Below are 24,107 nucleotides of genomic sequence, written 5' to 3'. Positions count from 1 at the left end.
AATACTATGAAAAAGAAATTATTATTATTAACAGCTTTACTAATGGTTTTCGTTTTGGCAGCATGTGGTTCTTCAGATGAAGAATCATCAGATGGTGGAGCAGGTGAAGAATCCGGTGATAAGCCGGTGATTACATTTGGTGTTACTCCATGGACAAGCACGGTTCCACCAACAGAAGTGGCAAGCTTGATCTTACAGGATATGGGTTATCAAGTAGAGCAAACGCAAGCAGATGCAGGAAATGTCTATATCGGACTTTCCCGTGGTGACATTGATGTATTTATGGATGCATGGCTTCCGGCTCATGATGTTTATTTGGATAAATACAGTGAAAATATCGAAAGTGTTGCAGTAAGCTATGATGACGCAGATGCAGGATGGGTTGTCCCAACTTATATGGAAGATTTTAATTCGATAGAAGATCTTTTAGGAAAAGAAGAATTATTTAATAATGAAATGTACTCGATTGAAGAAGGTGCAAGTGCAACTGGAATCATTGATGAAATGATCGAGGATTATGGACTGGAGATTAACCAGGTGAATTCCTCTGAAGGTGGTATGATTGCTCAGGCAATGCGCATGATGCAACAAGAAGAGCCAGTAATTTTCTATGGTTGGCGCCCACATACCATGTTTAGTAAATTTGATTTGAAATTCCTTGAAGAGGATCGCGGACATTTTGACAGTGCATCTGTAGAGGTTATCTCAAATAATGAATTAAAAGAAAATGCTCCAGATGCCTATGAGTTCCTCAGCAATTGGACGATTCCAATCGATGATGTGGAATATATGATTGAACAAATTGAAGAAGAAGATCGCGAACCTACAGAAGTGGCACAGGAATGGATTGATAATAATCAAGATTTAGTTGATCAAATGCTTGGAAATTAAAGATTTAAAAGGAGGGGACATGTTCAAGCTTTAATGGCTTTAGCATGTCTGTTTCTTTATTCTACATAAAAAGTGAGGGGTAGAAACATGAGTGAATTAAAAGAAAATGTCCAGATTATTGTAGATCGGGAAGTAGCATGTACGTTGCGGGATGGTACGAAGCTCTATGCCAATATTTATCGTCCAAGTAATGAAGGGGAATATCCAGTATTGCTTACCAGACTTCCTTATGATAAAAACCTTCCAAATTTCTCACATCGTTATATTGATCCGATTCGGATGGCGATGAGTGGTTATGTGGTTATCATTCAGGATGTGCGGGGTAGATTTGCTTCTGAGGGAGAATTTGACCCGTTTGTCCAGGAATTGAAAGATGGGTATGACACCGTTGAATGGGCAGCTGCACTTCCGTATGCCAATGGGAATCTAGGCATGTTCGGATTGTCTTATTATGCTTTTACACAATTGTATGCATTAATGGAGCAACCCCCATCGTTAAAAGCAATTTTCCCAGCAATGACAGGACATATATTCGGAGATGCATTTATACAGAATGGGGTACATATGCTGGCCTCTACGGAAACATGGGTATTGGATTCTGTAGCAGCAGATTATTTAAAGCGCAAACAGTCATCCGAGCAATATACCAATACCATAAAGGAAATAACAAATGATTTGGATCATATAAATGACTGGCATTCGTTTAAACCAGTGAAGGAATGGCCACCAATCAAAAAGCATCCGGAACTGGTAGAGTTTTTTAATAAATACTTACAACAGGAATTTACAGAACGCTCACGTGATCAAATCTCTTTTAAAGGAAATCCAAGTGAATTAGGTGTCCCAGCGTATCATCTTGCAGGTTGGTATGATAACTTTTTAGATGCTACGATCCACAATTTTGAAACGATGAAAGGGTCAACCAATAATCAGAAATTGATCATTGGACCATGGGGGCATGGCATGTTTTCTTCAGAACTTGGCGAGCGTAATTTTGGAATAAATAGTGCGGGTACTTCCATAGAAGGAAAAGAGGATATAACCGGTCTGCATATAAAGTGGTTTGATTATTGGTTAAAAGCAGGTTCTGAGCAACTTCCTGCAGATGAAGATCCTGTGAAAATATTTGTTATGGGAGAAAATAAATGGCGTTCCGAAAAAAATTGGCCACTGGAGCGGACAGCATATACACCGTATTACCTACATGAGGCTGGAACACTATCTGAAACAGAACCAAGTAAAGAGGCTCCTGATTCGTATGTGCATGATCCGAATAATCCTGTCCCAACACATGGTGGCGGTGTATTATTTTATAACGGCAGAGGTGCAGGTCCGTATGATCAGCGCGAGATTGAAAAACGGGATGATGTACTAACTTACACTACAAAAGCCTTGGATGCTCCTGTGGAAGTGACAGGATGGATAAAAATGAAACTGTGGGCTGCATATGATGCCAAAGATACAGATTTCGTCGTGAAATTAATTGACGTTTTCCCTGACGGAACTGCCTATAACCTGACTGATGGCGTTATACGTGCAAAATATCGCGACGGCAATATCGAAGAAAATCATTCAACGGCTGAAATTGTAGAGTTAGACATAGATATGTGGGCGACAAGCAATGTGTTTTTAGCTGGACACTCCATTCGGATAGAAATCTCATCAAGCAGCTACCCACGTTTCGATGTGAACCCAGGAACAGGGAAAACAACCATTGATTCAACGGAAATGGTGGAATCTAATCAACAAATTTATCATGATCAAGACCACCCATCCCATGTACTATTACCAATCATACCAAGATAGGGGTGCCTGTCACTCCCCGATTTTTGTCGAAAATGGAAGCATGGGGACGGTTCTTTTGCTTCCGAATATATTAAAAAACGCCAGCACTATTCTGCATACGGATAGTGCTGGCGTTTTTTTGTTGTTTAGGTTGTTTGGCTATAGTAATAGCGATTATTAGCACGACGACTGAGCGCTTGGTAATAAGGAAAAGCGATCGCGTTCGTGTCTTGAGCAATCGAGAAGTAGAATAAACGATAGCCCCCATAGCATGAGCCACTCGAAACAGCCACCACTCTCAATGCACCTTAGCGCGTTAAACCCAAATGGAAGCAAGAGAACCGTCCCCGTGCTTCCTTAAGAGACTAGTAGGGCGGTGAAAAAGCCGATAAGCATGATTAGTGGGAAGAGCCAGTCTGTTTTTTTAATGGTAAATTGGCGGTAGAAGGTTCTGTTTTTATCCCCTGTGAATCCTTTTGATTCCATTGCCATTGCTGTTCTTTCTGCTTTTCGGATGGCGCTTGCAAGGAGTGGGATGGAATACCGTTTATAGTTGTTCCATTTTTCCTTGATTGTTTTAGCTTGATTCACTCCACGTACGCGATGTGCATCGTGGATGATTTTTATTTCGTCGCGCATCATAGGTAAGAATCGGTAACCAGCTAGGACAGCATAGGCGATTTTTGGCGGTAGTCTTAATTGCTGCATCATGCTCAAGATAAAATGAACAATATTTGTTGTAAAAATAAACATGAGTGATAGTGCTGCAACGTTTAATACCCTTATGGAAAGTGCAAGTGCAGTTAGCACCGATTCCCGAGGATATTCCATGCCGAGCAATACAATGATTTCATCCTGATTTTTCGGTGTATCTGCAAAAATAACAGACGTCCATAGCATTCCAAAAGCAAAAATAACAAAAGGAATAAAATACAGAACATATTTCTTCCATTCCACTTTTCCAAAAATAAATGTAATTGAAATGGTCCATATCAAAAATAGCATTGGTGTTAATGGTTCAAAAATAAAAGCTAGCAACACAACAAGCATCATAATTGTCAATGCTTTTATACTTGGATTAAGATGTTGTAGAAACATAATAAGCTTCCTTTTCATAAATGTTTTGAATCTGGATAGGAACGGGAAGTTCGAGTTTCCATTCCTTCAGTTTATCAGGAGCCATTTTCCATAATCTTTCTGGTAGGCAATCGGCAACAACACTTCCGTCATTCATCACGATTACTCTTGTTGCATATTGATCAACGATTTCCATATCATGGGTGATCATTACAATGGTTGATCCTAATTGATGACGTTGCTGTAATAGGTGCATCAGCTCCGCATTTGAATGTGCATCCTGTCCGAACGTAGGCTCATCGAGGAGCAGGAAGGATTGGTCGTCAACGATCATCGTCGCAACACTCAGCCGGCGCTTTTGTCCCTGGCTTATGGAGAATGGATGTTCATTTTTTAGTTCAAGCAGTCCACAGGTTTTCAGAATCAAGTGAACTTTTTCCTTGATTGTTTCAGCAGGTTCATTTTTTATTTTTAAACTAAATGCAACCTCATCATAGACTGTGTTTGTAATAAATTGATGCTCCGGGTTTTGAAAAACATAACCAATCTCCTGCCGTAACAATGATTCCTTCCATTCATTTAAGGCATTTCCTTTTACCAGAATACTGCCGGAAGTAGGCTTTTGGATGCCGGCCAGTATCCGGGAGAGGGAAGTTTTCCCACTGCCATTTGCCCCAACAATGGCGACAAACTCTCCCTCGTAAAATGGTAGTGAAACGTCTTTTACAATGTCTTGTTTATTGGCAGACCAGAAAATAGCGCGAGTTTCCAAGATGGGAGTATTGGACCCAGGGAAATCAAGTTTTGCAGCTTCCAATTCGATGTGCCCCCATCTTGAAGGATGCTCGGAAAATTCTTCGACAGTAAGTGGAAGGTCTTTCAGTTCCGGTTTGTTTTTCATAAGATATTGTGCAACATTCGGGAGCCATATTCCTTGTTCTATCAATTGCTGACGATTATCTTTAATCGCATTTCGTAAAGAGCCATCGTAAAAAGTTTCCCCGTCACGATTTAATAGAAGGCATCGTTCCGCTAAATCTGTCCAGCCATCAAGCTTATGTTCAATGATGATCAATCCAAATGGAATTTTCACCTTTAATTTTTTGATTGTTTGAATTAAGTCTTTTGTTGCGATTGGATCCAGGTTGGCTGTTGGTTCATCCAAAATAAGCAAGGATGGTTCGAGTGCAAGGATGCATGCGAGCGCAAGCTTTTGTTTTTGCCCGCCGGATAGTGAGGCTATGGTAGATTCTTTAAAATCGAGCATCTGAACAAGTGCTAGCGATTGATCGATTTTAGCTTCCATTTCTTCATAGGAAACACCGATATTTTCGAGTCCAAAAGCTACTTCATCTTCTACAGTTAGCATACAGAACTGTGTTTCCGGATCCTGGAACACGACGCCAACTTGCTTGCTTAGTTCACCAGACCTGTAATTAGACGTTTTCTTCCCATCGATAAAAATATCACCATGCATCTCCCCATCCAATTCCCGTGGGAAGAGCCCGTTTAAACAGGAAGTTAACGTGCTTTTTCCGCAACCACTTGGGCCGAGTAACAAGACACTTTCTCCTTGACCCAATTCAAAATTTACATTGGATAAAATATCTTTTTGATTCGTTTCAAATCGTAAGCTGAGATCACGCACTTCGACAAAAGGTTTCATGCTGCATTCTTCTTTCGATGTTCTTTTCCTAAAGCGAAACTTGACAGGACACCAGTTTGCGCGAGTCCATCACTCAATGCTTTACCAAGCAGTCCAGCGATTAATGCCCCACTGATCATACGTACGATAAACATGGCGGTCACATATTCAGGGGCGAGTGCAGCATACCCACTCATAAAATACCCATAGACAAAGCTAGTTACAGCAGATCCAACCCCAGCAGCCATCAATACCCATGCTGAATAATTTTTCCAACGGGTTGCAGCAAATACTGCTTCCGCGCCAATCCCTTGAACCATCCCTGTCACAATAAGCATTGGACCAATAGCGTTTCCAATTAATACTTCGATCATCGCGGCAATGGTTTCTGATAGAAATGCGGCACCGGGTTTTCGGATGATGTAGGCAACAATAATGGATACGATGAACCAAATACCAAAGATGAAATCATAGCCAATTGGTCCGAAAAATCCAACGAGTACCCCACCAACAGGCAAAAATGCTAAGTAAACAACCCCAAAAACGACAGATAAAGCTGCCATGACAACAATTTCCTTAAATCTCCAATTAGCCATTTTTCATATCTCCTTTATGTGATGGACTATTAGCTGAGATAGAGACTGTCATGACGGTATGACTCGATCCACCTTCCACAGTTGCTTGAAAAACGTTTTCCAATCCATCGAATATGGCAACTGCCTCTCCATCCAGACGTGTTGAATAATGCGTTGGTGAGACGGATACATGTTTTTTCATTGCTTCGATTTGCGCATAGATGACATCCATATAATCTCCGCCACCAAGGGGGTAAAGTGAAAATTTAGATGCAACCGATTGTTTGATGTCTTTTACAAGACTGGAATTTAGAAGTGTTTCATCCTCGGCCATGAATGCCTCACCTTGCGAATCTCCGGGGCATCCGAGGGAGTATGTTGCCTGAAATGCCACGTGCTCACCCGTCTTTGCTGCATGAAGGAAAATCGCTTTTGTTACATCGAATACGTGTACCAGTTTTCCCCTTACCGTTGTTGTGACGTCATCCGTTTTCATATGTACCTTTGACGTGTCAACCTCTTTTAAAGCTCCCTTGATAATTTCAATGAATTGATCACTCATTGGGTGGATGGAAAAACTTACTCCTGCGATATAGCTCTTTGAACATGCTTTATTTTGATTAGTCATATTACATTCCTCCTGTTTTATATTTTTCTCCATTAAAAAAACTGCATCCCCCTGTAGGGAATGCAGTCTCATTGTATTTATCATCATAAAAAATATCGATATACACGGTCGACCGCACTTCCCCACGCTAGTATTATCTAGTTCGGGTGCAAAGGGTCAGAACAAAACAGTTCTTCTCAGCCGTTTAAAACAGCTCCCCTAGCGCTAAACAGTTATGCAATTTTCTAAATACAAACTTAACACGTAACAAGAATGTTGTAAAGGTACGCAAACAAATAACCAACCAAAACCGAACAGTGCCTGTCACTCCCCGAATTTTGTCGAATGGTTTATTGGGTTTTACCTTAGGATTCTGTTTCATTTCATTGAAAAAGTGGAAATGTAAATAGGAAACTCCAAATAATCAGAGCTGAATTAAGTAAAGCTTGCTTATCGACATATTATGACAAAAACCGGGGAGTGACAGGCACCAATTTGCATCTTTTTCCAATATTATTGCAGACAAAAATCGACATAACTGATAAAATTTATAGGGAAGATAGATAGAGAGGGAGATTAAAAGAATTGTCTAAACCAAAGTTATGTAGTATGTTGCTGTTATTTGTGATTTTCTTCATTTTATTTAACCCAGTAAACACCTTCGCAAGTAATGAGGTTGAGGCAATCATCGGTTATGAAAATGAAGCTGGAAAACAATTAATTATAGAAACAAGCAGTGAAATAGACTATGAATTTACGAATATATCTGCAATTGCTGTAACGATGAATAGCGGTGATTTAGCGGGACTCTATGAAAATCCAGATATTGCGTACATAGAGAAAAATGCAGCAGTCGAATTATCAAATAATACCCAAACGATCACAGAAGTTACAGAAGCGGATATTCTGGAAGAAACGGAACATTGGAATATTCTAACAACCGGTGTAGCATTTGCATGGGAAGAGGGTTTTACCGGCAAAAATGTTAATGTTGCAATCATTGATACAGGGATTTCCCCGCATTCTGATTTACTTATTTCAGGTGGCCATTCAACCGTCGATGATACTGGAGAATGGCTGGATGATAATGGGCATGGGATGCATATCGCTGGTATTATCGGATCAAGGAAAAATGACATTGGTGTAGTTGGAGTTGCTCCAGAAGCTAATCTTTATGCGGTGAAGGCATTGGATAGTAATGGGGAAGGAACATTAACAGATTTACTGGAAGCAATTGAATGGTCCATAAACAATAACATGGATATCATAAATCTTTCGTTAGGTACGGATGAAAATAGTGAGTCATTGGAGAAATTGTTACAAGAAGCCTATGATGCAGGAATTTTAATTGTGGGTGCAAGTGGAAATGATGGAAATAGTGTTGCCCACCCGGCAAAATATGAAAGTGTAATCGGCGTATCTGCTGTAGACGGTCGTTTGAATGTCACAGGTTTTTCTTCAACAGGCCCAGAGGTGGAATTCTCAGCACCTGGAATTAATATTATTAGCACTTATTTATATGACTCGTATGGGACAAGTAGCGGAACATCGCAGGCATCTCCACATGTGACAGGAATGCTCGCAATTCTAAAGCAGAAATACCCTGAAATGACGAATAATGAACTTCGCGCGGAACTAGTGAAGCACGTACAGGATTTAGGAAATTCAGGAAGAGATTCTCTCTATGGACATGGCTTTATTACGTATAAACCCGATGATCAAATTGCTCCAGGGGAAGTTACCAATCTGCAACTGATTGAATCTAGTTCGGATTCTCTTTTGGTAAGTTGGGAGAATCCGGTAGATGAGGACTTTGCTGAAGTGAGTGTCTATTTGAATGATTCTTTTTTAACATCTGTTACTCGTGATGAGGAGACAACCTATCTTGCTGAAGAATTGGAAGCTGATACGAAATATTCGTTTTCATTTTATACCGAAGATCGATTTGGTAATGTATCTGAAGGGAAGTTCTTTGAAACACGTACAGAGGCAGGAAAAACTGTTATAAATGAGGAAGACGTAGTTGTTAGTGAGAATAAAACAGATGATGGAAGAATAGAAAGCGAAGAAGCTGACCAGGTCCACAATAATTCCGAAGAAAAAGAGAAGGATCAAGTTGCGGTACAACGTAGTGAAGAAGAGAAGACGGGCTTGAATAGGGAAGAAACAGAAGAGGCTGGGAATCAGGAGCAAGCTGAAAAGGAATTGAAAGAAAGTCCCCTGGAAAATGAACTAACGGATGATACGGAAGAATCACTATCTCAAAAAGCATCTGCAATCGAAAAAACGGAGGAAAGCAATCGTCGAGGGGCCGCTTCTGCTGTTGATGCTGACAAAATTAACGCCTCGCTTAATTCTGGTGAAAATAATGATGATCAAAGTGAACCGAAAAAGAATGATACAGAACAAGTTGATGAAGCAATAGAAGATGATGATTCAGCTCCAGATGAAACAGAGGATGAAAACAAAAATATTTTTGTACGCTTCTTTGAATCAATCGCAAACCTATTTATCACTATCTTTGACTGGATAATTGGACTATTTACTTAAAAAAACCCATCGCAGTGCCTGTCACTCCCCGAAATATGTCGAATGAAAATAAAATGCTGCTAAGTTAAGTGTTTGCAAGTAAATACCTAACCTAGCAGCATTTTTTATGGGTTGGCAGTCGACATATTATGACAAAAACCGGGGAGTGACAGGCACCGCATTAGTGGTGCGCTTCACTAGTGGCAGATGCCCAGGTTGAAAGCTGCGATCTTTAATTGGGAAGATATTGTTAACATCCAAAGAAAAAGTCCAAAGCCATGAATCACATACCAGCGTTGCATTTTTTTTCGGAATTTTAAGAGAAGTAATGCTGCAAGAGAAATAATCGTAGCCGCTATGGTTAATCCTAGCATTGCAGTAAAAGTGGACGTCCAGTAGAAATTATTAAATAACGGTATGACAGTTGTCGGTGTATAAAAAACGGTTAAATAATAAATCCCTATGATCCATGAAATGACCATAAAACTGAATACAATATATGGTGTATATTTCTTCAATGGTCTGTGTCCCCTTTTTATAAACTTAATTCATAGTATTTTGATTGGTTTATTTCATTTTATGCAGTACTTCTGCTTTTGTCAATACCAAAAACGATGAAAATAGCCGGATTGCTTGACCCGAACCGTAGAGTAGCCTAGAGTATAATAAAAACAAAAAATGGGGTATACAATCATGAACAGCTATTCAGAAGGAAAAATAAAAGCTTATCAAGATAAAAATGAGAACCGGGCGCGCTTCCTGATTAAGTGTCCTGATCAACCAGGAATCGTTGCCGCAGTATCCAAGTACCTGTATGACCACGAGGCAAATATTGTAGCATCAGACCAATATACGGTGGACCCCGAGGGCGGAGAATTTTTTATGCGAATCGAGTTTGAATGCCCAGATTTATTAGTTAGGGCAGAGATGCTAGAAGAGGGCTTTCTTCCACTCGCAGAAAAATTTCAAATGAACTGGAAAATTATGTATGTTAGCGAACTTAAAAATATAGCGATATTTGTTTCAAAAGAGCCTCATTGCCTGCTGGAGCTTCTATGGGAATGGCAAAGCGGCGATTTGATGGCCAATATTGCACTCGTGATCAGTAATCATGAAACAGCTCGTGAAATGGTGGAGTCACTTGGCATTCCATTTTATTACATACCGGCAAATAAGGAAATACGCATCCAGGTAGAACAACAGCAGAAAGAGCTACTTGGACAATATGACGTTGACCTCATTGTACTGGCCCGCTACATGCAAATTCTCACAAATGATTTTGTGAAGGGGTACGAGAACAGAATTATCAATATTCATCATTCCTTCCTGCCAGCATTTATTGGGGCAAAGCCATATGAGCGTGCATACCAGCGTGGGGTAAAAATGATTGGTGCAACTTCACATTATGTAACAAGTGATTTGGATGAGGGACCAATCATTGAGCAAAATATCGGCAGGGTCGATCATCGGGATAATGAGGAAGGTATGAAGAAAATCGGTCAGTCGATTGAGCGTAGTGTACTGGCGAGGGCTGTGAAATGGCATTTGGATGATCGTATTATTGTCCACCGTAATAAAACAATTGTGTTTTAGAAATGGTTTGAACGTACTTTCTCTTATAATAATAGATAAGCCATATAAAAAGGCTGTTAGATTGATAGAATATCTCTCCTATCTGAATCTAACAGCTTTTAACTATTATTCGACATATTCCAACAAAAATCGGGGAGTGACAGGCACTGTTCGGCGGTTCTTGGATGTGTAGTTTCTGTTCGGTTGTTTCTCGTTAGCATGCATTATCTTGCGGTTGGTGCTTTTGTTTTATCACTTGAGCTGCTTTTTGCGCTTGTACGTCTATTTGTTGTTGGTCTTCTTTTTGTGGTCGTTCTTGATTTGGCCGCTGTTTTTGTTTGCGGTTTTGTTGCAGATTTTTTTTCGGCAGATTGATTTGCTTTTTCTTCCTGATTGTTTCCCATTGCGTCTTCCATATCATTTGATTGTAATTGGGATCCATCTTCCGTATCTTCTTCACTTTTCCCGTCATCGTTCATTTTCTTCCGGTTGGTGATTTTGCTTGTGAGTTCTTTCGTTTTATCTGTTGCGTTCGTTTTAATCGAAGTATATTTCTCTACTGTTGAATCGCTAAGCTCCTTCGATTTATCTAAAGCTATATCCTTTGCATTGCCTACTTGATAGGTTATATCTCCGCGCAGTTCCTTACCGGATTTAGGTGCAAAGAACATTGTTGTAGCTACACCAAGTGCCCATCCGATAGCTCCGCCTCTAATTATATCCTTTTTGGTATATACTTTATCAAGTACTTCTACATTTTCTTGCGCCTCTTGATTTTCCTGGTTATTTTGCTTCTCCTGGTTGTTTTGTTCAGTCATTATTTAGTCCTCCTTGAAAATAATTATTTATGATTAACGGCCGTTTCCAGCCAGTTTTCCTTCTAATTTTTCCAGTCGTTTTTGGAGCTGTTGATTCTCTTCTTTCAGCTTATCCTGTTCCTGTATTGCCGCTTGGGAGTTTAGGAAGGGATCTGTTTCCCACCAGTCCATTCCGATCTCTTTTGCCTTATCAACGGATGCGACAATCAGTCTTATTTTGATGGATAATAACTCCACATCGGCAATACCTACGCGAATATCACCAGCAATCACAACCCCTTTATCCAAAACAGTTTCGAGAACATCAACCAAATTACTTGATTGGTTAGTTGTTTGAGGAGCATTCCCTTGATTCATCTCAGCTTGACCTCCTATTCAGTGAAGCGTTGTTCTATTTCTTTTTAAATGCTTACTCTGTTCTATAGATTTGTTCCACAAAATCTATATACTGCAAAGTAAATTTAAATTAATTTCCAAGACATGTGCTTTTCTCGCCGTCCGGGATCGCTACGGGCGGATGCTTTCCGCGGGCACGGCCTCAGCCCCGAAGAGAAAACCACTCTTCTGGTCTTCGGACACGTGCTGTTTCCGCAGGAGTCACCGCCCTCCGCTCACCCGGACTGGTGAAGTTGTAGGATGCTTTTTAAGCTATTAGCAAGTGTGGTCATTTTCAGCACCCTTCTAACCAGCTCTGGGAAATACACGGTGACTCCTATGGGAAGAGAGGCATAGGTGAGACACTGAAATGCGTCAGCATGAAGGGGCTCACCAGCCGCCCATGGAAAGCAAAGTGTATTTCCCAGAGCGGTCGCCGAAGTTACTTATCTTAGCGTGCAGTCTATCTCGGACTGCAAGGATTATAAAGGAACATTAAATAGCCTAACTTAAAGTAAATTCCCCAATGGTCCAAGATCGATGTTCAAATCCTCATCATCCAGGTTAAATATTTCTTTCAACTCATCCATCTTCACATCTAAATTCATCAGTGCGACACCGAGTTTTTCAATTTCTTCTTCGGTTAAATTACCGCCGTCTACTCTCCGGATTGCTTGTCGTTCAACCAGTTGTCTTAATAGCTCGATGACAGTTAGGACGAGTTGGGCAAGGCCTTCTTCAGCACCTTCAGGGTCAAGCTGTATTCGACCACTTTTCTCAGGTTGACGGTCTAGACTCCCAAGGGATTCGGGTTGGTTATTAAGATTGATTGATGACACGATTCAACGCCTCCTTCTCTTGATCTAACTGCTTTGATGATATCGCAGCCGTTTCCTTATTCGATTCAATCAGTGTTTCAACGGAGGAGATGAGTACCCGTAAATCGAGATAGACTAAATCAATTCCTGCAATGGAGATGATGAGGTCTCCCTTTAATGCCACTCCTTTGTCAAGTACAACATCCAGAATATCAATTAGGCCAACATCTTTATTATCAAATTCACTTCTTTGTGACATGGGGTATCCTCCATATTAACTAATCTTTGCAAAATGGTAGGACGGCCATGGACCGGTAACTTCCATGTGCCAGCCAGCATCTTCCCATTTTTTTTGCTTTTCTTTAAAAGCCGATAGAAAATTATCGACTGCAGATTTTTCCAGCATATAGACACTGTTCCAGCACATCTCATCCGTCCGTCTAGTGACGTCTTTATTCCAAATCTTTTTCACTTCTGTATCTATGCTGAGTGCTGCTAGGTCGTCATGAATTTTCTCTGAGAAGGCTTGTTTTTCCTTATCAGCTTCTTGGTCAATTAATTGACCAAGCTTTCTTTTTTCTAAATATTGTCTGCCTGGTGACATTGCTGCAATTTCTTCTTTCTTCGCCTCAATCGTTTCGTTATAGCCTGCAACACTTTCTTTTACTTTGTCTGTTTCACAATATATTTTTAAAATCCATTCTTCCTTGTCTGCAATGTCTTCAAGTAGCTCCATCATGCGCTGCTTGTGTTGATTAATCGTAGTTTTTAGGCTCTCGAGATTTGCATAAATAGTGCAGAACTTCATTGGAATAATTGGATTATTTTCATACAGTTTCATTAAGGCTTCATGATGGTGAAATGCTTTTTGGTGAAGCCACTTCGCATCATTCGTTTTTTTCTCCAATTCCTTTTCACCATATTCTTCCGGGTCCAACTCGCAAACGACCGCATCGATTTCATCAAAAGATAGACGATATACATCAGACACCTCATCCAGACCTTTAAGACGAGGGAGGGGGGATGCCTCATTTTCTGCAGGTATAATTCCGTATAAATAAATTAGTTTTTCCATGGTTGATTCCTCACCTTTTGCCTTTGGTAAATTCATTAATTTGTTCCATTTCCCGTTTTTTAGCTATTTCGTAACGGAGTAACAGTTCTGTTTCCGATTGTTTGTACGATTCTTCATCTATTTCTTCCAGTTCATACATCATTTGCAGATGGATTAGCTTTTTTTGGATATGCTCCAGATCATAAAATTCCTTTTCCACTTCGTCTTGCACCTTTTCCCCGATTTTTACAATTAGGTTGATGGGAGAAGTGAAGATTTTTTGGATCATGTGGAGGGCTCCTCTACTTTCAATTTAATATTGATAAAATTATATGCTGGCCATGGTCCTGTATATTTAAAGTCCACTTTATCCTGCCAGCTGTCATGGAGTGCATTTACCTTTTCATCGAATTCCGCTTCTTTATCCCGATCAATTAAATAGGCAGCATTTAAAAGCATTTTCTCTCCAATCGGATCATTGAGCTGAGATGCTTCTGCCAGTGGTATTAGAGGCTCATGGATCTCTGACTTGATGTCACTTTGCAGCGCTTGGAAAAAGTTTTTCGCCATTTCACCAAGCTGGATTCGGTCAAAGTAGCCAGCTGCTTCTGATTTGGAATGCACGACCTGTTTTTTCTTCATAACATCTTCATTTTGGTTAATATTTTTCTCGAGCCAATACTTTTTACCGATTACTTTTAAACCAACCTCCATTTTTCCTTTAATTTGTGGAAATATTTTTTCCAACTGGGGATATAGGCTTTCCGCAAGTGCAATGACATCTGCTTCACTATGGAACATATTTCCGAAACTGATTGGTACGACCGTATCCTTTCTACCCATCACGGTTGAAAGCACTTGCTGATGCATCATCAGATTGTCTTTACTAGGATGATAGATTTTCATCGGTACTTTCGTGACGACCATTGCGGCGTCTTTGTAATGGACCGTATATATTTCTCTTTCCTGTCCTTCAAAATGAATCGTGCCAAAGGACTGATTTTCTTCTGTTTGTATTCCGCAAAACACATAAATGCCTTGTTCTTCACTCATTGTATTCACTCCACTGTAATTTTTTTGCTTTCTTGTTCGAGTTGTCTTTTTACGCGGTGTTTATGTTTATCCTCCACACATGCTTGAAGAGGAAACCATGTAATATCAAAACATAATTGGTTAAATTCTTCATTTGCACCGTCAACCGGAATGTCATAACGTTTTACCATTTCGGCAATCATAATCGATGCTCTTAGCGACGGGCCTTGAAAGTCGTGACTTGAATGACAAAGCTTACGAATTCTCATCATAAAGTGTACGATTGCTTCAGCTTTATCTCTTTCAATGGATGTTTTATTGATAACGGCAGTAATTTCTGCTTCCTGTTCCAGTGAACCAAGCGTCATTGTCACCATCCGATCCAGAAGCGCATCCTGTGACTCGTAGACACCGGCATACTCCACTGGATTACTCGTGAAAATGACCGAGAAATCAGGGTGAACCTTTATAAATGATTTCTTTTGCTTTGTTCCATAGAGTGGTAAAATCTTTTCTTCCAAAATCGGTAAAAATATATTATTCGCCTCTGGCTGGGAACGCGTAAACTCATCATATACAAGGGTATAACCTTTTTTTACTGCTTCAAGCAGTCGTCCATCTGACCAAGATTCTGTAACGTTTTCCTCGATCTTATGAACACTTCTTACATAATTATCCTTTAGTTTCCGACGTTTATAGCCTGAGAAAGCACCGACCAAATCCTCTGTGGAAAGATCTTTATTCCCATTAATCAGCATAACGGGTCGCTCTTTCTTTTTAGCAATATGGAGGGCGAGGGTTGTTTTTCCGATTCCAGATGGGCCGGTGAAATGAATTGGATATCCGGTTTCAAGGTATCGCAATGACCGCTTAATGATTCCTTTGTAATAGGATGATTGTTCATAAAGGCTTGTTTGATTTTTATCTATGTTCTCGGTCATGACTGATCCTCCTGTCCATCTACGCCTGCTCCTCTAAATCACTCCGAAACCTTAGACTAATTCTCGAAAATCCGGTAACTTCTGAATCATTATCCATAAAAACTTCATATAAGCCGACCATTTGGTCATGTGCATATTTTTTCATATAATCCTTTTCCTCTATTACTTCTACTAAAGCTCGCCAGCCGTTCTCGCCATTTTCTTCGTACTTTTTTACGGAAATAATTTTATGGGGAGGGGCAATATTTTCATTGAAAAATTCTTTGACTTCCTCTATGATTTTCATGTTTTTTCACTTCCTTTATTGCTTTTCATTAAGTATGGATGGAGCCAGCGTCACTGACTCCATATCATTATTTAGGCTTCTTCCTCTTCATATTCCAAACTATCTGAGCGGGCAGATAAACGGTCGGACAGGCCATCATCCTCAAAATCGTCCTGTAATAATCCAACAGCCTCTGCATATCGTAACCATGTATCCACACTGGCAATAACGACACGTGCCTCAACGGTAATTAATTCAATTCCTACAACGGAAACCCTCGCGAATGCATCAATTACAATCCCTTTATCCAGTATTCTATCAATTACCTCCGCCAAACTTGAACTATCAGTAGACTTTTGAATAGCCATGTAAACATGCTCCTTTCTAGTTGTGAAAATTTATATGAAAAATCTATGAAACGATTTTTGGCCTACAGATCTGAATGGTGTTTAATATACCTTGGCCCTTTTATGCTTGTTGAACTCTTTATGGAAGTGGCGCTTTTGATGTGACTTACACCTTTGATCTGATTCACACCAGGCACTCCTGTTTTGGATCTAGTTCTTTTTCCCATATTGCTCTGGAAGTCCTGACCGGTTTCTTTTGCACCTTGCACTTTATCCTTCACTTGCAATAGGGCACTTTGCATTTTGTCTTCTACTTTTTCTGCATTTGCATGAACCTTTTTCGCGTTTTCCTCTTTCTTGTTCTGCAGTTTTTCAGCGGCTTCATTCGCTTTGGACTGAATGCTTTCCGTCAGCTTGTTGCGGAATTGCTCAGCCATTTCTTCTTTCATTTCTTTTTCAGCGGCCTCTTTTAATTCCGTAGGGTCATCGGCTTCCTTGATTACATGTTTTACTTTTGGCATCGCATATTTAATCCCTTTGCGCACCTTTGGGAAGAGCAATGGTGCAGTAGAAGCTAAAAATGTAATTCCTCCGGCCATGACAGATGCCGTTACTCCAGGATGATTCATGATCTTTTTGGGTGCTCCCATAGGTAACCTCCTTTTGAGCGGTTGCCAAGTTGTTCTCTGACCCTTTTCTTATGAATACCCAGCTAAAATATTTAAGAAACTGGTTAATTTAACCTGTACTGGCTGATTATGAAAGATTCAGATCGATTGTTACAGAAAGGAAAGAATAGATTGTGTCGGGGTGTGGGTTCGGGCGAATGGTGTTACAAACATTACAATTATATTAATCTTAAAAACAAACCAAAAATCTTAAAACGGAAAACGATAGGAGAAATCGAATACTCAAAAAGCAAAGTGTTTTTAAATATGTGTATTGGTGATATAATGTTGCACATATGGTCTTTAGGGGGGGGGGAATGATGGATACATTTTCGGTTAAAAAAGTACTTAACAACAATGTGTTGATTGCAGTAGATATAAAGGGTCAGGAAGTAGTGCTCATCGGTAAGGGTATTGGTTTTAACACGAAAAAAAATGACCCCATCGCAAAAGAAACCGTTGAAAAATTATTCGCACTCCATGATGAAAAGGAACAAGAGAATTATAAAAAACTATTACAGGAGATTGATGAAGAAACGCTGAATGCGATCGTCTCATCAATTGAAATTATAAAAAAGAGATCCAAGTCCATGTTAAATGAAAATGTGCATGTTGCATTAACCGATCATATTGTGTTTGCAATCACCCGACTGTTAAAAGGAATGGCGATTCGGAATCCATTTTTGTTGGAAACGAAAGCGCTTTACCCTGGTGAATATGAAATCGCTTCTGAAGTGGTGGATTATATTAATCATGCTTTGGATATTCAATTACCAGAGGGTGAGATTGGTTTTATTGCACTTCATGTTCATAGTGCGAATACGGATACAACGATATCGGAAATCAACAAGTATTCCCAGCTGGTAACGAAATTGATTGGGGTTATCGAGGATCAGTTTCATATTGTAATCGACCGTGAAAGTATCAATTACATCCGGCTTGTTCGCCATCTTCGTTATACGGTTGAACGGGTTTTAAACGAGGAAAAGCTGGAAGAACCAAAAAAGATTGCTGAGCTATTGAAAAAAGAATATCCATCGTGTTATAATCTTTCATGGAAGCTAGTTAAAATTATGCAGCAGACATTGAAAAAGCAAGTTTACGACGCGGAGGCCGTTTATTTAACGATGCACCTTCAGCGTTTAAGTGAAAAAGTAGACACTTATTAAGGTATTATTAATAGAATATATTTCTCTTACGTGTAACTGATTCGATCAGGCATGAGTAGGGACATGAAAACGTGATAACAGGGCAGACTAATCTGCATCTGTATCCTTTTTTCGTGATCTCTGTTCATGTCTTTTTTCATGTCTTTTTTTAAAAAGTGGATGCTGCAAAACGATGATATAAAGGAGAGTACTCTTATGTTTAAAAAGGCTTTTGGTGTACTTCAAAAAGTTGGTAAAGCGTTAATGCTGCCAGTAGCACTTTTACCTGCAGCAGGTCTTTTGCTTGGGTTTGGTAATGCCGCCCAACAGGAGACAATGCTCGGTTATTTGCCATTTTTACAAGCAGATTGGATTCAATTATTAGCAACGGTTATGGAAGATGCAGGGGGAGTTATCTTTGATAATTTACCGCTTATTTTCGCCATTGGTGTTGCGATAGGACTAGCTGCTGATGGAGCAGCAGGACTAGCTGCACTTGTTGGTTATCTCGTACTGAATCAGGTAATGGGATCCTGGATGGGTGTTACACCGGATATGGTGGCAGAAGATCCAGGGTTTGCTTCTGTACTAGGTATCCCAACACTACAAACAGGCGTATTTGGCGGTATCATTGCCGGGTTAATAGCGGCGTATTGCTTTAATCGTTTCCATGATATTGAAATGCCGTCCTTTCTTGGTTTCTTTGCAGGAAAACGGTTTGTACCGATAGCAACTGCCGCGGTTTCATTTATTGTAGGACTATTATTGATGATTATTTGGCCGCCAATACAGGAAGTAATGAATTCCGCATCCTATTGGCTGATGGAAGAAGGTACGTATATTGCTGTATTTATGTTTGGCTTTATTAAACGCCTGCTTATTCCATTCGGTTTACATCATATATTCCATGCGCCATTCTGGTATGAATTTGGAACGTACACAAGTGTAGCTGGAGATTTGGTTCGTGGGGATATGACAATCTTTTTCCAACAATTAAAAGATGGGGTTGAAATTACTGCCGGGAACTTTATGGCAGGGGAATATCCAATAATGATGTTCGGTCTGCCGGCAGCAGCACTTGCCATGTATCATACAGCCCGTCCGGAAAAGAAAAAACTTGTTGCAGGATTACTTGGTTCTGGGGCACTGACATCTTTCCTGACCGGGATTACCGAACCACTCGAATTTTCATTTCTTTTTGTATCACCAATTCTTTTCTTTATCCATGCCGTATTAGATGGTTTATCATTCGTTCTGATGACATTCCTTGGTGTCAATATCGGTTACACCTTCTCGGGTGGTGCCATTGACTTTGCGTTATTTGGAATTTTACCAGGCAGGGAACCATGGTGGATAGCGATTCTGTTAGGACTCGTATTCGCAGTTCTGTACTATGTTATTTTCCGATTCTTTATTAAGAAATTCAACCTGATGACTCCTGGTCGTGAAGAAACAGAGGAGGAAGAAGGAGCGGATGGTAAAGAAGCTGAAGCAGGGGATCTTGCTTACAATGTACTTGAAGCAATGGGTGGACAGCAAAATATTGCACACTTGGATGCATGTATTACTCGTCTGCGCGTATCGGTGAATTCGATCAGCGATGTCGATAAAGATGGATTGAAAAAATTAGGTGCTGCGGGTGTTCTTGAAGTTGGGGATAATATTCAGGCAATCTTTGGACCACGTTCTGAAATTATTAAAGGTCAAATGCAGGATATTATTTCCGGCAAAAGACCACGTCCAGCTGCTAATGTTGATCAGCAAGAAGAAATTCAGCAGCAAATTGAAGAAGTGAATCCTGAAATTTTACAGAATGAAAAAGTTGATGAAGCTATTTTCTCTCCAATGAAGGGGAAAGTAGTACCGATTACCGAAGTTCCAGATGAAGTATTTGCAGGAAAAATGATGGGTGAAGGTTTTGCAATTGAACCAACTGATGGGCTTGTTGTATCACCGGTTAACGGGAAAATCATCAATGCATTCCCAACAAAGCATGCGCTTGGAATCCAATCCGAAGGCGGAAAAGAGATTTTGATTCATGTGGGAATTGATACGGTCAACTTAAAAGGTGAAGGATTTGAACTACTTGTTGAAGAAGGACAGGAAGTCAAAGTGGGACAATCCCTACTAAAAGCAGATCTTTCTTATATCAGCAAACATGCCAAATCAACCATCACACCGATCGTTTTCACAAACTTAACGGACGGAGAAACAGTCACCATCAAAAAGCAAACACAAGTAAACAGCGGAGAAGAAGGCATTATCGAAATACAATAGCCTTTGGCCAGTGCCTGTCACTTCCCAAATTATGTCGAAAAATAAAAAGCTGCTAGAACGAATTTAACTTCGCTCTAGCAGCTTTTTTTATATGAACGTTTAATCCAGAACATATTTATTTTGCCCGGCTCCCATACCAAAGAGGAAAACGAGAATGGACACAAACATAATCATAATCAGTGGGACAGTCCATGCATTCGTTAAATCGTATAAGTAACCAATTACAATTGGACCAATTGCAGCAAGTAAATAACCAATAGACTGGGCCATACCAGAAAGTTCAGCAGCTTGTTTAGGAGTTCGCGCCCGCATTCCGAGAAACGTAAGAGCTAAAGCGAACGAACCAGCCAGCGCTACACCAATCAATAGAATGCTAATCAACATGACGGCATAGGAGGTGCCTAGAAGCAGCCCGCCATATCCTACAAAGCTCGATAGTGTTAAAACGAGAACGATTCCACGCTGAGACTTAAATTTTTCCGCGATCATAGGCACGAGGAAACTTGCGGGAAGACCGATGATTTGCGTAAATGAGAGCATCCATCCTGCAGTTGCCATACTAAATCCTGAATCATGAAGAATAGCCGGGAGCCATGAAATTGTTACATAAAACAAAAATGACTGGAACCCCATAAAAGCAGCTACTTGCCAGGCGAGCGGTGAACGCCAAATTTGATTATCAGCAGATTGAATAAATTTTATTTCCGTTTGATTTTTCTTACTTTCTTTTCTGGAAAGGTAGCTCCAAACAATAATCCCTATCATGACAGGGATGGTCCAAAGTAGTAAAGCGACCTGCCATCCACCATTCATGCCATTTGCCAAAGGAACACTTAAACCGGAAGCAGTAGCAGCTAAAATCCCCATTGATGTGGAGTAAACACTCGTCATCAGCCCAACTTTATTCGGAAACTTATCTTTAATGATACCCGGTAAAAGAACATTTAAAATTGCAATCCCTAATCCGACAAACAAAGTACCCATAAAAAGGAGAAAGATTATTGAAATCGACCTTACACTGATCCCAATGAATAATAGAATGAGACCGATTAACATACTTCGTTCATTTGTAACACGATTAGCAAGGCGTGGTGCGATGGGAGACATAATCGCAAATGCAATAAGCGGCAAACTTGTAAGTAATCCTGCACTCCAATTGGAAAGTCCTATATCGTCCCTAATAATACCAATGATCGGTCCAATTGATGTAATGGCAGGGCGTAAATTAAATGCAATGATAATAATACCCGTTGTTAATAGGAAGTAATATAATCGTTTTGATTGCTGTGATTCTGATTGTAAATCCATACTATTAACTCCTTCCCCATCCATTTTATAATTTCGTTTATTCTCTGTCACTTTTTAGAAATGAATGAGTGCCTGTCACTCCCCGAATTTTGTCGACTGTGGTCCGATAATAATAAAGCACCAGTGGCATTGCATTCGGCCACTGGTGCTTTTATAGTTTCTATTCCCTCAAAGAAGCTCGATGGACAATCCATTCAAAATGATTAGTAATCTCTCTTAGATCTTCCTCATCCAACTTAGCCCATTTTTCAAGCTGCAAGAAGTAGGGTTCTTCTATTCCTGCATTCTTGAAATAGTTTAAGAGTTGTTCTATTTTCGCTGCTTTAGAATTGTCTGAAGTACGGTTATCGCTTTTCTCACCCTGTATCAAATAATCAATATCGACGTGGTAAATTTCTGCTAATTCCATAATCGTTTCAAGAGCAGGTCTTCTTTCTTCTCTTTCGTATTGCCCATATGTATTATCATGAAAACCGAGCTTGGAGCTTATTTCTTTTTTGGAATATCCGTGTTTTTCTCTCAAGTTTTCCAAGCGTCTGCCGAAGCCGTCCATCAAATAAATCTCCCCCCATTTGAGGGAAAATCTATCATAAAAGGTTTAAAGTTAATCAAAATCACTCAACATGTGTATTAAATAAAAAAAACACTCTAATTGTGTGGTTAATTAAACATAACAAATCTTTAAATTATTTGGAAATGAAAGTATAATAGTCCTAGGAAATAAGAACTGAGAAATAGGGAAAAACACTTGGCAAGGTTAAAATAAAAGTAAACTTTTGAGTAGATTTTTCAGGCAAAACGAGAAACATAACACGATAAAATATCGTACATATATGGAGCAATCAGTTAAAAATCACAGGGTGACAGAAGCCACCCTGATGTTGCACTGGAACTCCCGAATTTTCGAACCATCAATCAATTATCGATATAAAAAATTCTCGTTTCTCTATGAATTTCATTATGATCATTAGCAACTTCAAAGGTTACAACGTGAAATTTTTCCTGTAATGGTTCTTTCACTTCCAGTGTAAGGCTCGATGATTCTGAATTGTAAACAGGCTCATATGGTATGCCATCAACGATTACTCTAAGGCTATTGTTATTTATCTCCGATGTACCACTGATTTCGATATTTGCTGAAAGGATTGGAGTCGTACTGTCTATAATCTCCCCCATTTCAAACGCCGGATTAATTTTCAAGTTTGCACCGGCTCCGCTATTATACGGGCTGATCTCAGCAGCCTCCTCAACATCCATTAAAAGTCGAAGAGTGTTCTCCCCGAGCAGCTTTTCGACTTCTTCATCAGAGTAACCTCTTTTTATAAGCTCATCTGTAATTTTATGCAGGTCCGTTGCGTCATGAATATCCTTAGGCATGTCAGATCCATCAAAATCAGAACCGATGGCTACATGATCGATGCCAATGAGATCGACAGCATAGTCAATATGGTCAACGACATCTGTTACATAGGCCTCGGGATTATCTGTCAAAAATACTGGATAAAAGACTATACCGACAATACCACCGTTTTCAGAGAGAGCGATCAACTGCTCGTCGTTAAGATTACGTTGATGGTTTTTCAATGCATTGACACCAGAATGGGTTGCCATAATTGGGGCCTCCGCGACTTCAAGTACATCCCAAAAAGTATCTTCGGACATATGGGATACATCGACTATCATCCCCAATTTATTCATTTCCTTTACTACTTCTGCTCCTAGTTCGGTGAGCCCGCCCTGTGAGGGGGTTTTTGCCGGGTCACCATAAACACGATCAGCACCTTCGCCAAGTGCGTTTGAATAATTCCAGTTAAAGCCGATAGCTTTTACACCAAGGTCGTCATACTGGTGGAGCAGTTCAATGGCATTATGTTCTTGAAGCGAATAGGCACCTTCAATCGTTGGGATAGCTGCAATTTTTCCACTTTTTATTGTTTTCATTATTTCCATTGATGTCGAAGCAATCTGAAACTGATTTGGATTGTTTTGCTCTGTCCAATAAAGTGCATTTAATAAAGCAAGGGTGCGGCTGATATTTCGCGGATTATTTCCGTAATAATCAGTTGTATAAGCAGCGAAAAATGCAGCATCCAATCCACCTTCTTGGAGCTTGGGAATATCGACATGTAAGGAGGTATCTTCACCAATATCCGTCTCGGGAAGCCATGTATCTTCGTTAATGATGTTCATCATTGTATCTACGTGCCCATCAATAATTATGGATGAAGCATGGATGTCTTCGGTGCTTTCCACCTGCTGCTGCAGGGGCGGGTGGAAAGTTGAAATCAGCTTGTCTATCGTTGGCATTGGATTCGTTAAGTTAAAAAAAAGAGCAACAATGAGCCAAAAAAGTGTCAAAGGCAAACGAAACCCTC

25 protein-coding genes and 1 riboswitch are annotated in these 24,107 nt (G+C 40.0%); of the genes, 6 read left to right on the top strand and 19 right to left on the bottom strand.

What is annotated here, in order from left to right; genetic code table 11:
* Positions 1–6: 6 nt before the first annotated feature.
* Both ACFOUV_RS06970 and ACFOUV_RS06965 read left to right on the top strand, forming a co-directional pair.
* A complete protein-coding gene (locus ACFOUV_RS06970) occupies positions 7–891 on the top strand; it encodes a glycine betaine ABC transporter substrate-binding protein (RefSeq protein WP_379496063.1) in 885 nt (294 codons plus the stop codon).
* Between the two features lie 87 nt (positions 892–978).
* The gene (locus ACFOUV_RS06965; RefSeq protein ID WP_379496062.1) at positions 979–2,697 is read left to right on the top strand and encodes a CocE/NonD family hydrolase; all 1,719 of its coding nucleotides are present in this window, start codon (positions 979–981) and stop codon (positions 2,695–2,697) included.
* Positions 2,698–3,033: 336 nt separating this feature from the next.
* On the opposite strand, the gene ACFOUV_RS06960 is transcribed toward ACFOUV_RS06965, so the two are convergent.
* Genes ACFOUV_RS06960 through ACFOUV_RS06945 form a run of 4 tightly spaced genes read right to left on the bottom strand, consistent with a single transcriptional unit; the run spans position 3,034 to position 6,601 of the window.
* Positions 3,034–3,774 (bottom strand): energy-coupling factor transporter transmembrane component T family protein, encoded by a 741-nt coding sequence (locus ACFOUV_RS06960; RefSeq protein WP_379496061.1) that lies wholly within the window; start codon positions 3,772–3,774, stop codon positions 3,034–3,036.
* A complete protein-coding gene (locus ACFOUV_RS06955) occupies positions 3,755–5,419 on the bottom strand; it encodes an ABC transporter ATP-binding protein (RefSeq protein ID WP_379496060.1) in 1,665 nt (554 codons plus the stop codon). The genes ACFOUV_RS06960 and ACFOUV_RS06955 overlap by 20 nt, the downstream gene beginning before the upstream one ends.
* A complete protein-coding gene (locus ACFOUV_RS06950; protein ID WP_379496059.1) occupies positions 5,416–5,994 on the bottom strand; it encodes an ECF transporter S component in 579 nt (192 codons plus the stop codon). The genes ACFOUV_RS06955 and ACFOUV_RS06950 overlap by 4 nt, the downstream gene beginning before the upstream one ends.
* On the bottom strand, positions 5,987–6,601 hold the full coding sequence (locus ACFOUV_RS06945; RefSeq protein WP_379496058.1) for a YkoF family thiamine/hydroxymethylpyrimidine-binding protein: 615 nt from the start codon (positions 6,599–6,601) through the stop codon (positions 5,987–5,989). Before ACFOUV_RS06945 ends, ACFOUV_RS06950 begins: the two co-directional genes overlap by 8 nt.
* A 102-nt stretch (positions 6,602–6,703) precedes the next feature.
* A riboswitch (TPP riboswitch) is annotated at positions 6,704–6,811 on the bottom strand.
* A 354-nt stretch (positions 6,812–7,165) separates the two neighbouring features.
* Here ACFOUV_RS06945 and ACFOUV_RS06940 point away from each other — a divergent pair.
* Positions 7,166–9,130 carry a S8 family serine peptidase gene (locus ACFOUV_RS06940; RefSeq protein WP_379496057.1) on the top strand — a complete coding sequence of 655 codons (1,965 nt, stop codon included), beginning with the start codon at positions 7,166–7,168 and terminating at the stop codon, positions 9,128–9,130.
* Positions 9,131–9,306: 176 nt separating this feature from the next.
* On the opposite strand, the gene ACFOUV_RS06935 is transcribed toward ACFOUV_RS06940, so the two are convergent.
* Positions 9,307–9,627, bottom strand: a complete 321-nt coding sequence (locus ACFOUV_RS06935; RefSeq protein ID WP_379496056.1) for a hypothetical protein — start codon at positions 9,625–9,627, stop codon at positions 9,307–9,309.
* A 175-nt stretch (positions 9,628–9,802) separates the two neighbouring features.
* Between ACFOUV_RS06935 and purU the strand changes: the two genes are divergently transcribed.
* The gene (purU, locus tag ACFOUV_RS06930) at positions 9,803–10,702 is read left to right on the top strand and encodes a formyltetrahydrofolate deformylase (protein ID WP_379496055.1); all 900 of its coding nucleotides are present in this window, start codon (positions 9,803–9,805) and stop codon (positions 10,700–10,702) included.
* Between the two features lie 203 nt (positions 10,703–10,905).
* On the opposite strand, the gene ACFOUV_RS06925 is transcribed toward purU, so the two are convergent.
* The 11 genes from ACFOUV_RS06925 to gvpQ all read right to left on the bottom strand — a co-directional run bounded on the left by ACFOUV_RS06925 (position 10,906) and on the right by gvpQ (position 16,981).
* Positions 10,906–11,499 carry a YtxH domain-containing protein gene (locus ACFOUV_RS06925; protein WP_379496054.1) on the bottom strand — a complete coding sequence of 198 codons (594 nt, stop codon included), beginning with the start codon at positions 11,497–11,499 and terminating at the stop codon, positions 10,906–10,908.
* Positions 11,500–11,532: 33 nt separating this feature from the next.
* Positions 11,533–11,856: a gas vesicle protein gene (gene gvpJ, locus ACFOUV_RS06920; protein WP_087972325.1), complete on the bottom strand. Its 324-nt coding sequence runs from the start codon at positions 11,854–11,856 to the stop codon at positions 11,533–11,535.
* 527 nt (positions 11,857–12,383) lie between these two features.
* Positions 12,384–12,704, bottom strand: coding sequence for a gas vesicle protein K (locus tag ACFOUV_RS06915; protein WP_379496163.1), 321 nt, complete (start codon positions 12,702–12,704; stop codon positions 12,384–12,386).
* A complete protein-coding gene (locus ACFOUV_RS06910) occupies positions 12,694–12,951 on the bottom strand; it encodes a gas vesicle protein (RefSeq protein ID WP_379496053.1) in 258 nt (85 codons plus the stop codon). Before ACFOUV_RS06910 ends, ACFOUV_RS06915 begins: the two co-directional genes overlap by 11 nt.
* A gap of 15 nt (positions 12,952–12,966) precedes the next feature.
* Complete coding sequence (locus tag ACFOUV_RS06905) at positions 12,967–13,803, bottom strand: GvpL/GvpF family gas vesicle protein (RefSeq protein WP_379496052.1); 837 nt, start codon at positions 13,801–13,803, stop codon at positions 12,967–12,969.
* Positions 13,778–14,035: a gas vesicle protein GvpG gene (locus ACFOUV_RS06900; RefSeq protein WP_379496051.1), complete on the bottom strand. Its 258-nt coding sequence runs from the start codon at positions 14,033–14,035 to the stop codon at positions 13,778–13,780. Before ACFOUV_RS06900 ends, ACFOUV_RS06905 begins: the two co-directional genes overlap by 26 nt.
* Positions 14,032–14,799, bottom strand: a complete 768-nt coding sequence (locus tag ACFOUV_RS06895) for a GvpL/GvpF family gas vesicle protein (protein WP_379496050.1) — start codon at positions 14,797–14,799, stop codon at positions 14,032–14,034. The genes ACFOUV_RS06900 and ACFOUV_RS06895 overlap by 4 nt, the downstream gene beginning before the upstream one ends.
* Positions 14,800–14,804: 5 nt before the next feature.
* Positions 14,805–15,719: a gas vesicle protein GvpN gene (gene gvpN / locus ACFOUV_RS06890; protein WP_379496049.1), complete on the bottom strand. Its 915-nt coding sequence runs from the start codon at positions 15,717–15,719 to the stop codon at positions 14,805–14,807.
* A 19-nt stretch (positions 15,720–15,738) separates the two neighbouring features.
* Positions 15,739–16,005 (bottom strand): gas vesicle protein GvpO, encoded by a 267-nt coding sequence (gene gvpO / locus ACFOUV_RS06885; protein ID WP_379496048.1) that lies wholly within the window; start codon positions 16,003–16,005, stop codon positions 15,739–15,741.
* A gap of 71 nt (positions 16,006–16,076) precedes the next feature.
* Positions 16,077–16,352 carry a gas vesicle structural protein GvpA gene (gene gvpA, locus ACFOUV_RS06880; RefSeq protein ID WP_379496047.1) on the bottom strand — a complete coding sequence of 92 codons (276 nt, stop codon included), beginning with the start codon at positions 16,350–16,352 and terminating at the stop codon, positions 16,077–16,079.
* Positions 16,353–16,414: 62 nt separating this feature from the next.
* The gene (gene gvpQ / locus ACFOUV_RS06875; protein WP_379496046.1) at positions 16,415–16,981 is read right to left on the bottom strand and encodes a gas vesicle protein GvpQ; all 567 of its coding nucleotides are present in this window, start codon (positions 16,979–16,981) and stop codon (positions 16,415–16,417) included.
* A gap of 338 nt (positions 16,982–17,319) precedes the next feature.
* Here gvpQ and glcT point away from each other — a divergent pair, with 338 nt between their 5' ends.
* The gene (gene glcT / locus ACFOUV_RS06870; RefSeq protein ID WP_379496162.1) at positions 17,320–18,168 is read left to right on the top strand and encodes a glucose PTS transporter transcription antiterminator GlcT; all 849 of its coding nucleotides are present in this window, start codon (positions 17,320–17,322) and stop codon (positions 18,166–18,168) included.
* A 195-nt stretch (positions 18,169–18,363) separates the two neighbouring features.
* The gene (ptsG, locus tag ACFOUV_RS06865; RefSeq protein WP_379496045.1) at positions 18,364–20,424 is read left to right on the top strand and encodes a glucose-specific PTS transporter subunit IIBC; all 2,061 of its coding nucleotides are present in this window, start codon (positions 18,364–18,366) and stop codon (positions 20,422–20,424) included.
* 99 nt (positions 20,425–20,523) lie between these two features.
* On the opposite strand, the gene ACFOUV_RS06860 is transcribed toward ptsG, so the two are convergent.
* The 3 genes from ACFOUV_RS06860 to ACFOUV_RS06850 all read right to left on the bottom strand — a co-directional run bounded on the left by ACFOUV_RS06860 (position 20,524) and on the right by ACFOUV_RS06850 (position 24,096).
* The gene (locus ACFOUV_RS06860) at positions 20,524–21,732 is read right to left on the bottom strand and encodes a CynX/NimT family MFS transporter (RefSeq protein WP_379496044.1); all 1,209 of its coding nucleotides are present in this window, start codon (positions 21,730–21,732) and stop codon (positions 20,524–20,526) included.
* 160 nt (positions 21,733–21,892) lie between these two features.
* Positions 21,893–22,285 (bottom strand): helix-turn-helix domain-containing protein, encoded by a 393-nt coding sequence (locus ACFOUV_RS06855; RefSeq protein WP_379496161.1) that lies wholly within the window; start codon positions 22,283–22,285, stop codon positions 21,893–21,895.
* A 362-nt stretch (positions 22,286–22,647) separates the two neighbouring features.
* Positions 22,648–24,096, bottom strand: coding sequence for a dipeptidase (locus ACFOUV_RS06850; RefSeq protein ID WP_379496043.1), 1,449 nt, complete (start codon positions 24,094–24,096; stop codon positions 22,648–22,650).
* Positions 24,097–24,107 lie beyond the last annotated feature (11 nt).

The sequence above is a fragment of the Oceanobacillus longus genome (genome assembly GCF_042650085.1).
GTDB classification, from domain to species: Bacteria; Bacillota; Bacilli; order Bacillales; family Amphibacillaceae; genus Oceanobacillus; species Oceanobacillus longus.
This window is presented reverse-complemented; position numbering and strand designations above follow the sequence as displayed.

Excerpts from the sequence above, each read along its gene's own strand:
- gvpO (WP_379496048.1), bottom strand. The coding sequence starts at position 16,005 with ATGAAAATCATAGAGGAAGTCAAAGAATTTTTCAATGAAAATATTGCC.
- glcT (WP_379496162.1), top strand. The coding sequence starts at position 17,320 with ATGGATACATTTTCGGTTAAAAAAGTACTTAACAACAATGTGTTGATT.
- ACFOUV_RS06960 (WP_379496061.1), bottom strand. The coding sequence starts at position 3,774 with ATGTTTCTACAACATCTTAATCCAAGTATAAAAGCATTGACAATTATG.
- ACFOUV_RS06965 (WP_379496062.1), top strand. The coding sequence starts at position 979 with ATGAGTGAATTAAAAGAAAATGTCCAGATTATTGTAGATCGGGAAGTA.
- ACFOUV_RS06900 (WP_379496051.1), bottom strand. The coding sequence starts at position 14,035 with ATGATCCAAAAAATCTTCACTTCTCCCATCAACCTAATTGTAAAAATC.
- ACFOUV_RS06945 (WP_379496058.1), bottom strand. The coding sequence starts at position 6,601 with ATGACTAATCAAAATAAAGCATGTTCAAAGAGCTATATCGCAGGAGTA.
- ACFOUV_RS06955 (WP_379496060.1), bottom strand. The coding sequence starts at position 5,419 with ATGAAACCTTTTGTCGAAGTGCGTGATCTCAGCTTACGATTTGAAACG.
- gvpQ (WP_379496046.1), bottom strand. The coding sequence starts at position 16,981 with ATGGGAGCACCCAAAAAGATCATGAATCATCCTGGAGTAACGGCATCT.
- ptsG (WP_379496045.1), top strand. The coding sequence starts at position 18,364 with ATGTTTAAAAAGGCTTTTGGTGTACTTCAAAAAGTTGGTAAAGCGTTA.
- ACFOUV_RS06970 (WP_379496063.1), top strand. The coding sequence starts at position 7 with ATGAAAAAGAAATTATTATTATTAACAGCTTTACTAATGGTTTTCGTT.
- purU (WP_379496055.1), top strand. The coding sequence starts at position 9,803 with ATGAACAGCTATTCAGAAGGAAAAATAAAAGCTTATCAAGATAAAAAT.
- ACFOUV_RS06860 (WP_379496044.1), bottom strand. The coding sequence starts at position 21,732 with ATGGATTTACAATCAGAATCACAGCAATCAAAACGATTATATTACTTC.
- ACFOUV_RS06895 (WP_379496050.1), bottom strand. The coding sequence starts at position 14,799 with ATGAGTGAAGAACAAGGCATTTATGTGTTTTGCGGAATACAAACAGAA.
- ACFOUV_RS06925 (WP_379496054.1), bottom strand. The coding sequence starts at position 11,499 with ATGACTGAACAAAACAACCAGGAGAAGCAAAATAACCAGGAAAATCAA.
- ACFOUV_RS06905 (WP_379496052.1), bottom strand. The coding sequence starts at position 13,803 with ATGAATTTACCAAAGGCAAAAGGTGAGGAATCAACCATGGAAAAACTA.
- ACFOUV_RS06910 (WP_379496053.1), bottom strand. The coding sequence starts at position 12,951 with ATGTCACAAAGAAGTGAATTTGATAATAAAGATGTTGGCCTAATTGAT.
- ACFOUV_RS06950 (WP_379496059.1), bottom strand. The coding sequence starts at position 5,994 with ATGGCTAATTGGAGATTTAAGGAAATTGTTGTCATGGCAGCTTTATCT.
- gvpN (WP_379496049.1), bottom strand. The coding sequence starts at position 15,719 with ATGACCGAGAACATAGATAAAAATCAAACAAGCCTTTATGAACAATCA.
- gvpJ (WP_087972325.1), bottom strand. The coding sequence starts at position 11,856 with ATGAATCAAGGGAATGCTCCTCAAACAACTAACCAATCAAGTAATTTG.
- gvpA (WP_379496047.1), bottom strand. The coding sequence starts at position 16,352 with ATGGCTATTCAAAAGTCTACTGATAGTTCAAGTTTGGCGGAGGTAATT.
- ACFOUV_RS06855 (WP_379496161.1), bottom strand. The coding sequence starts at position 22,285 with ATGGACGGCTTCGGCAGACGCTTGGAAAACTTGAGAGAAAAACACGGA.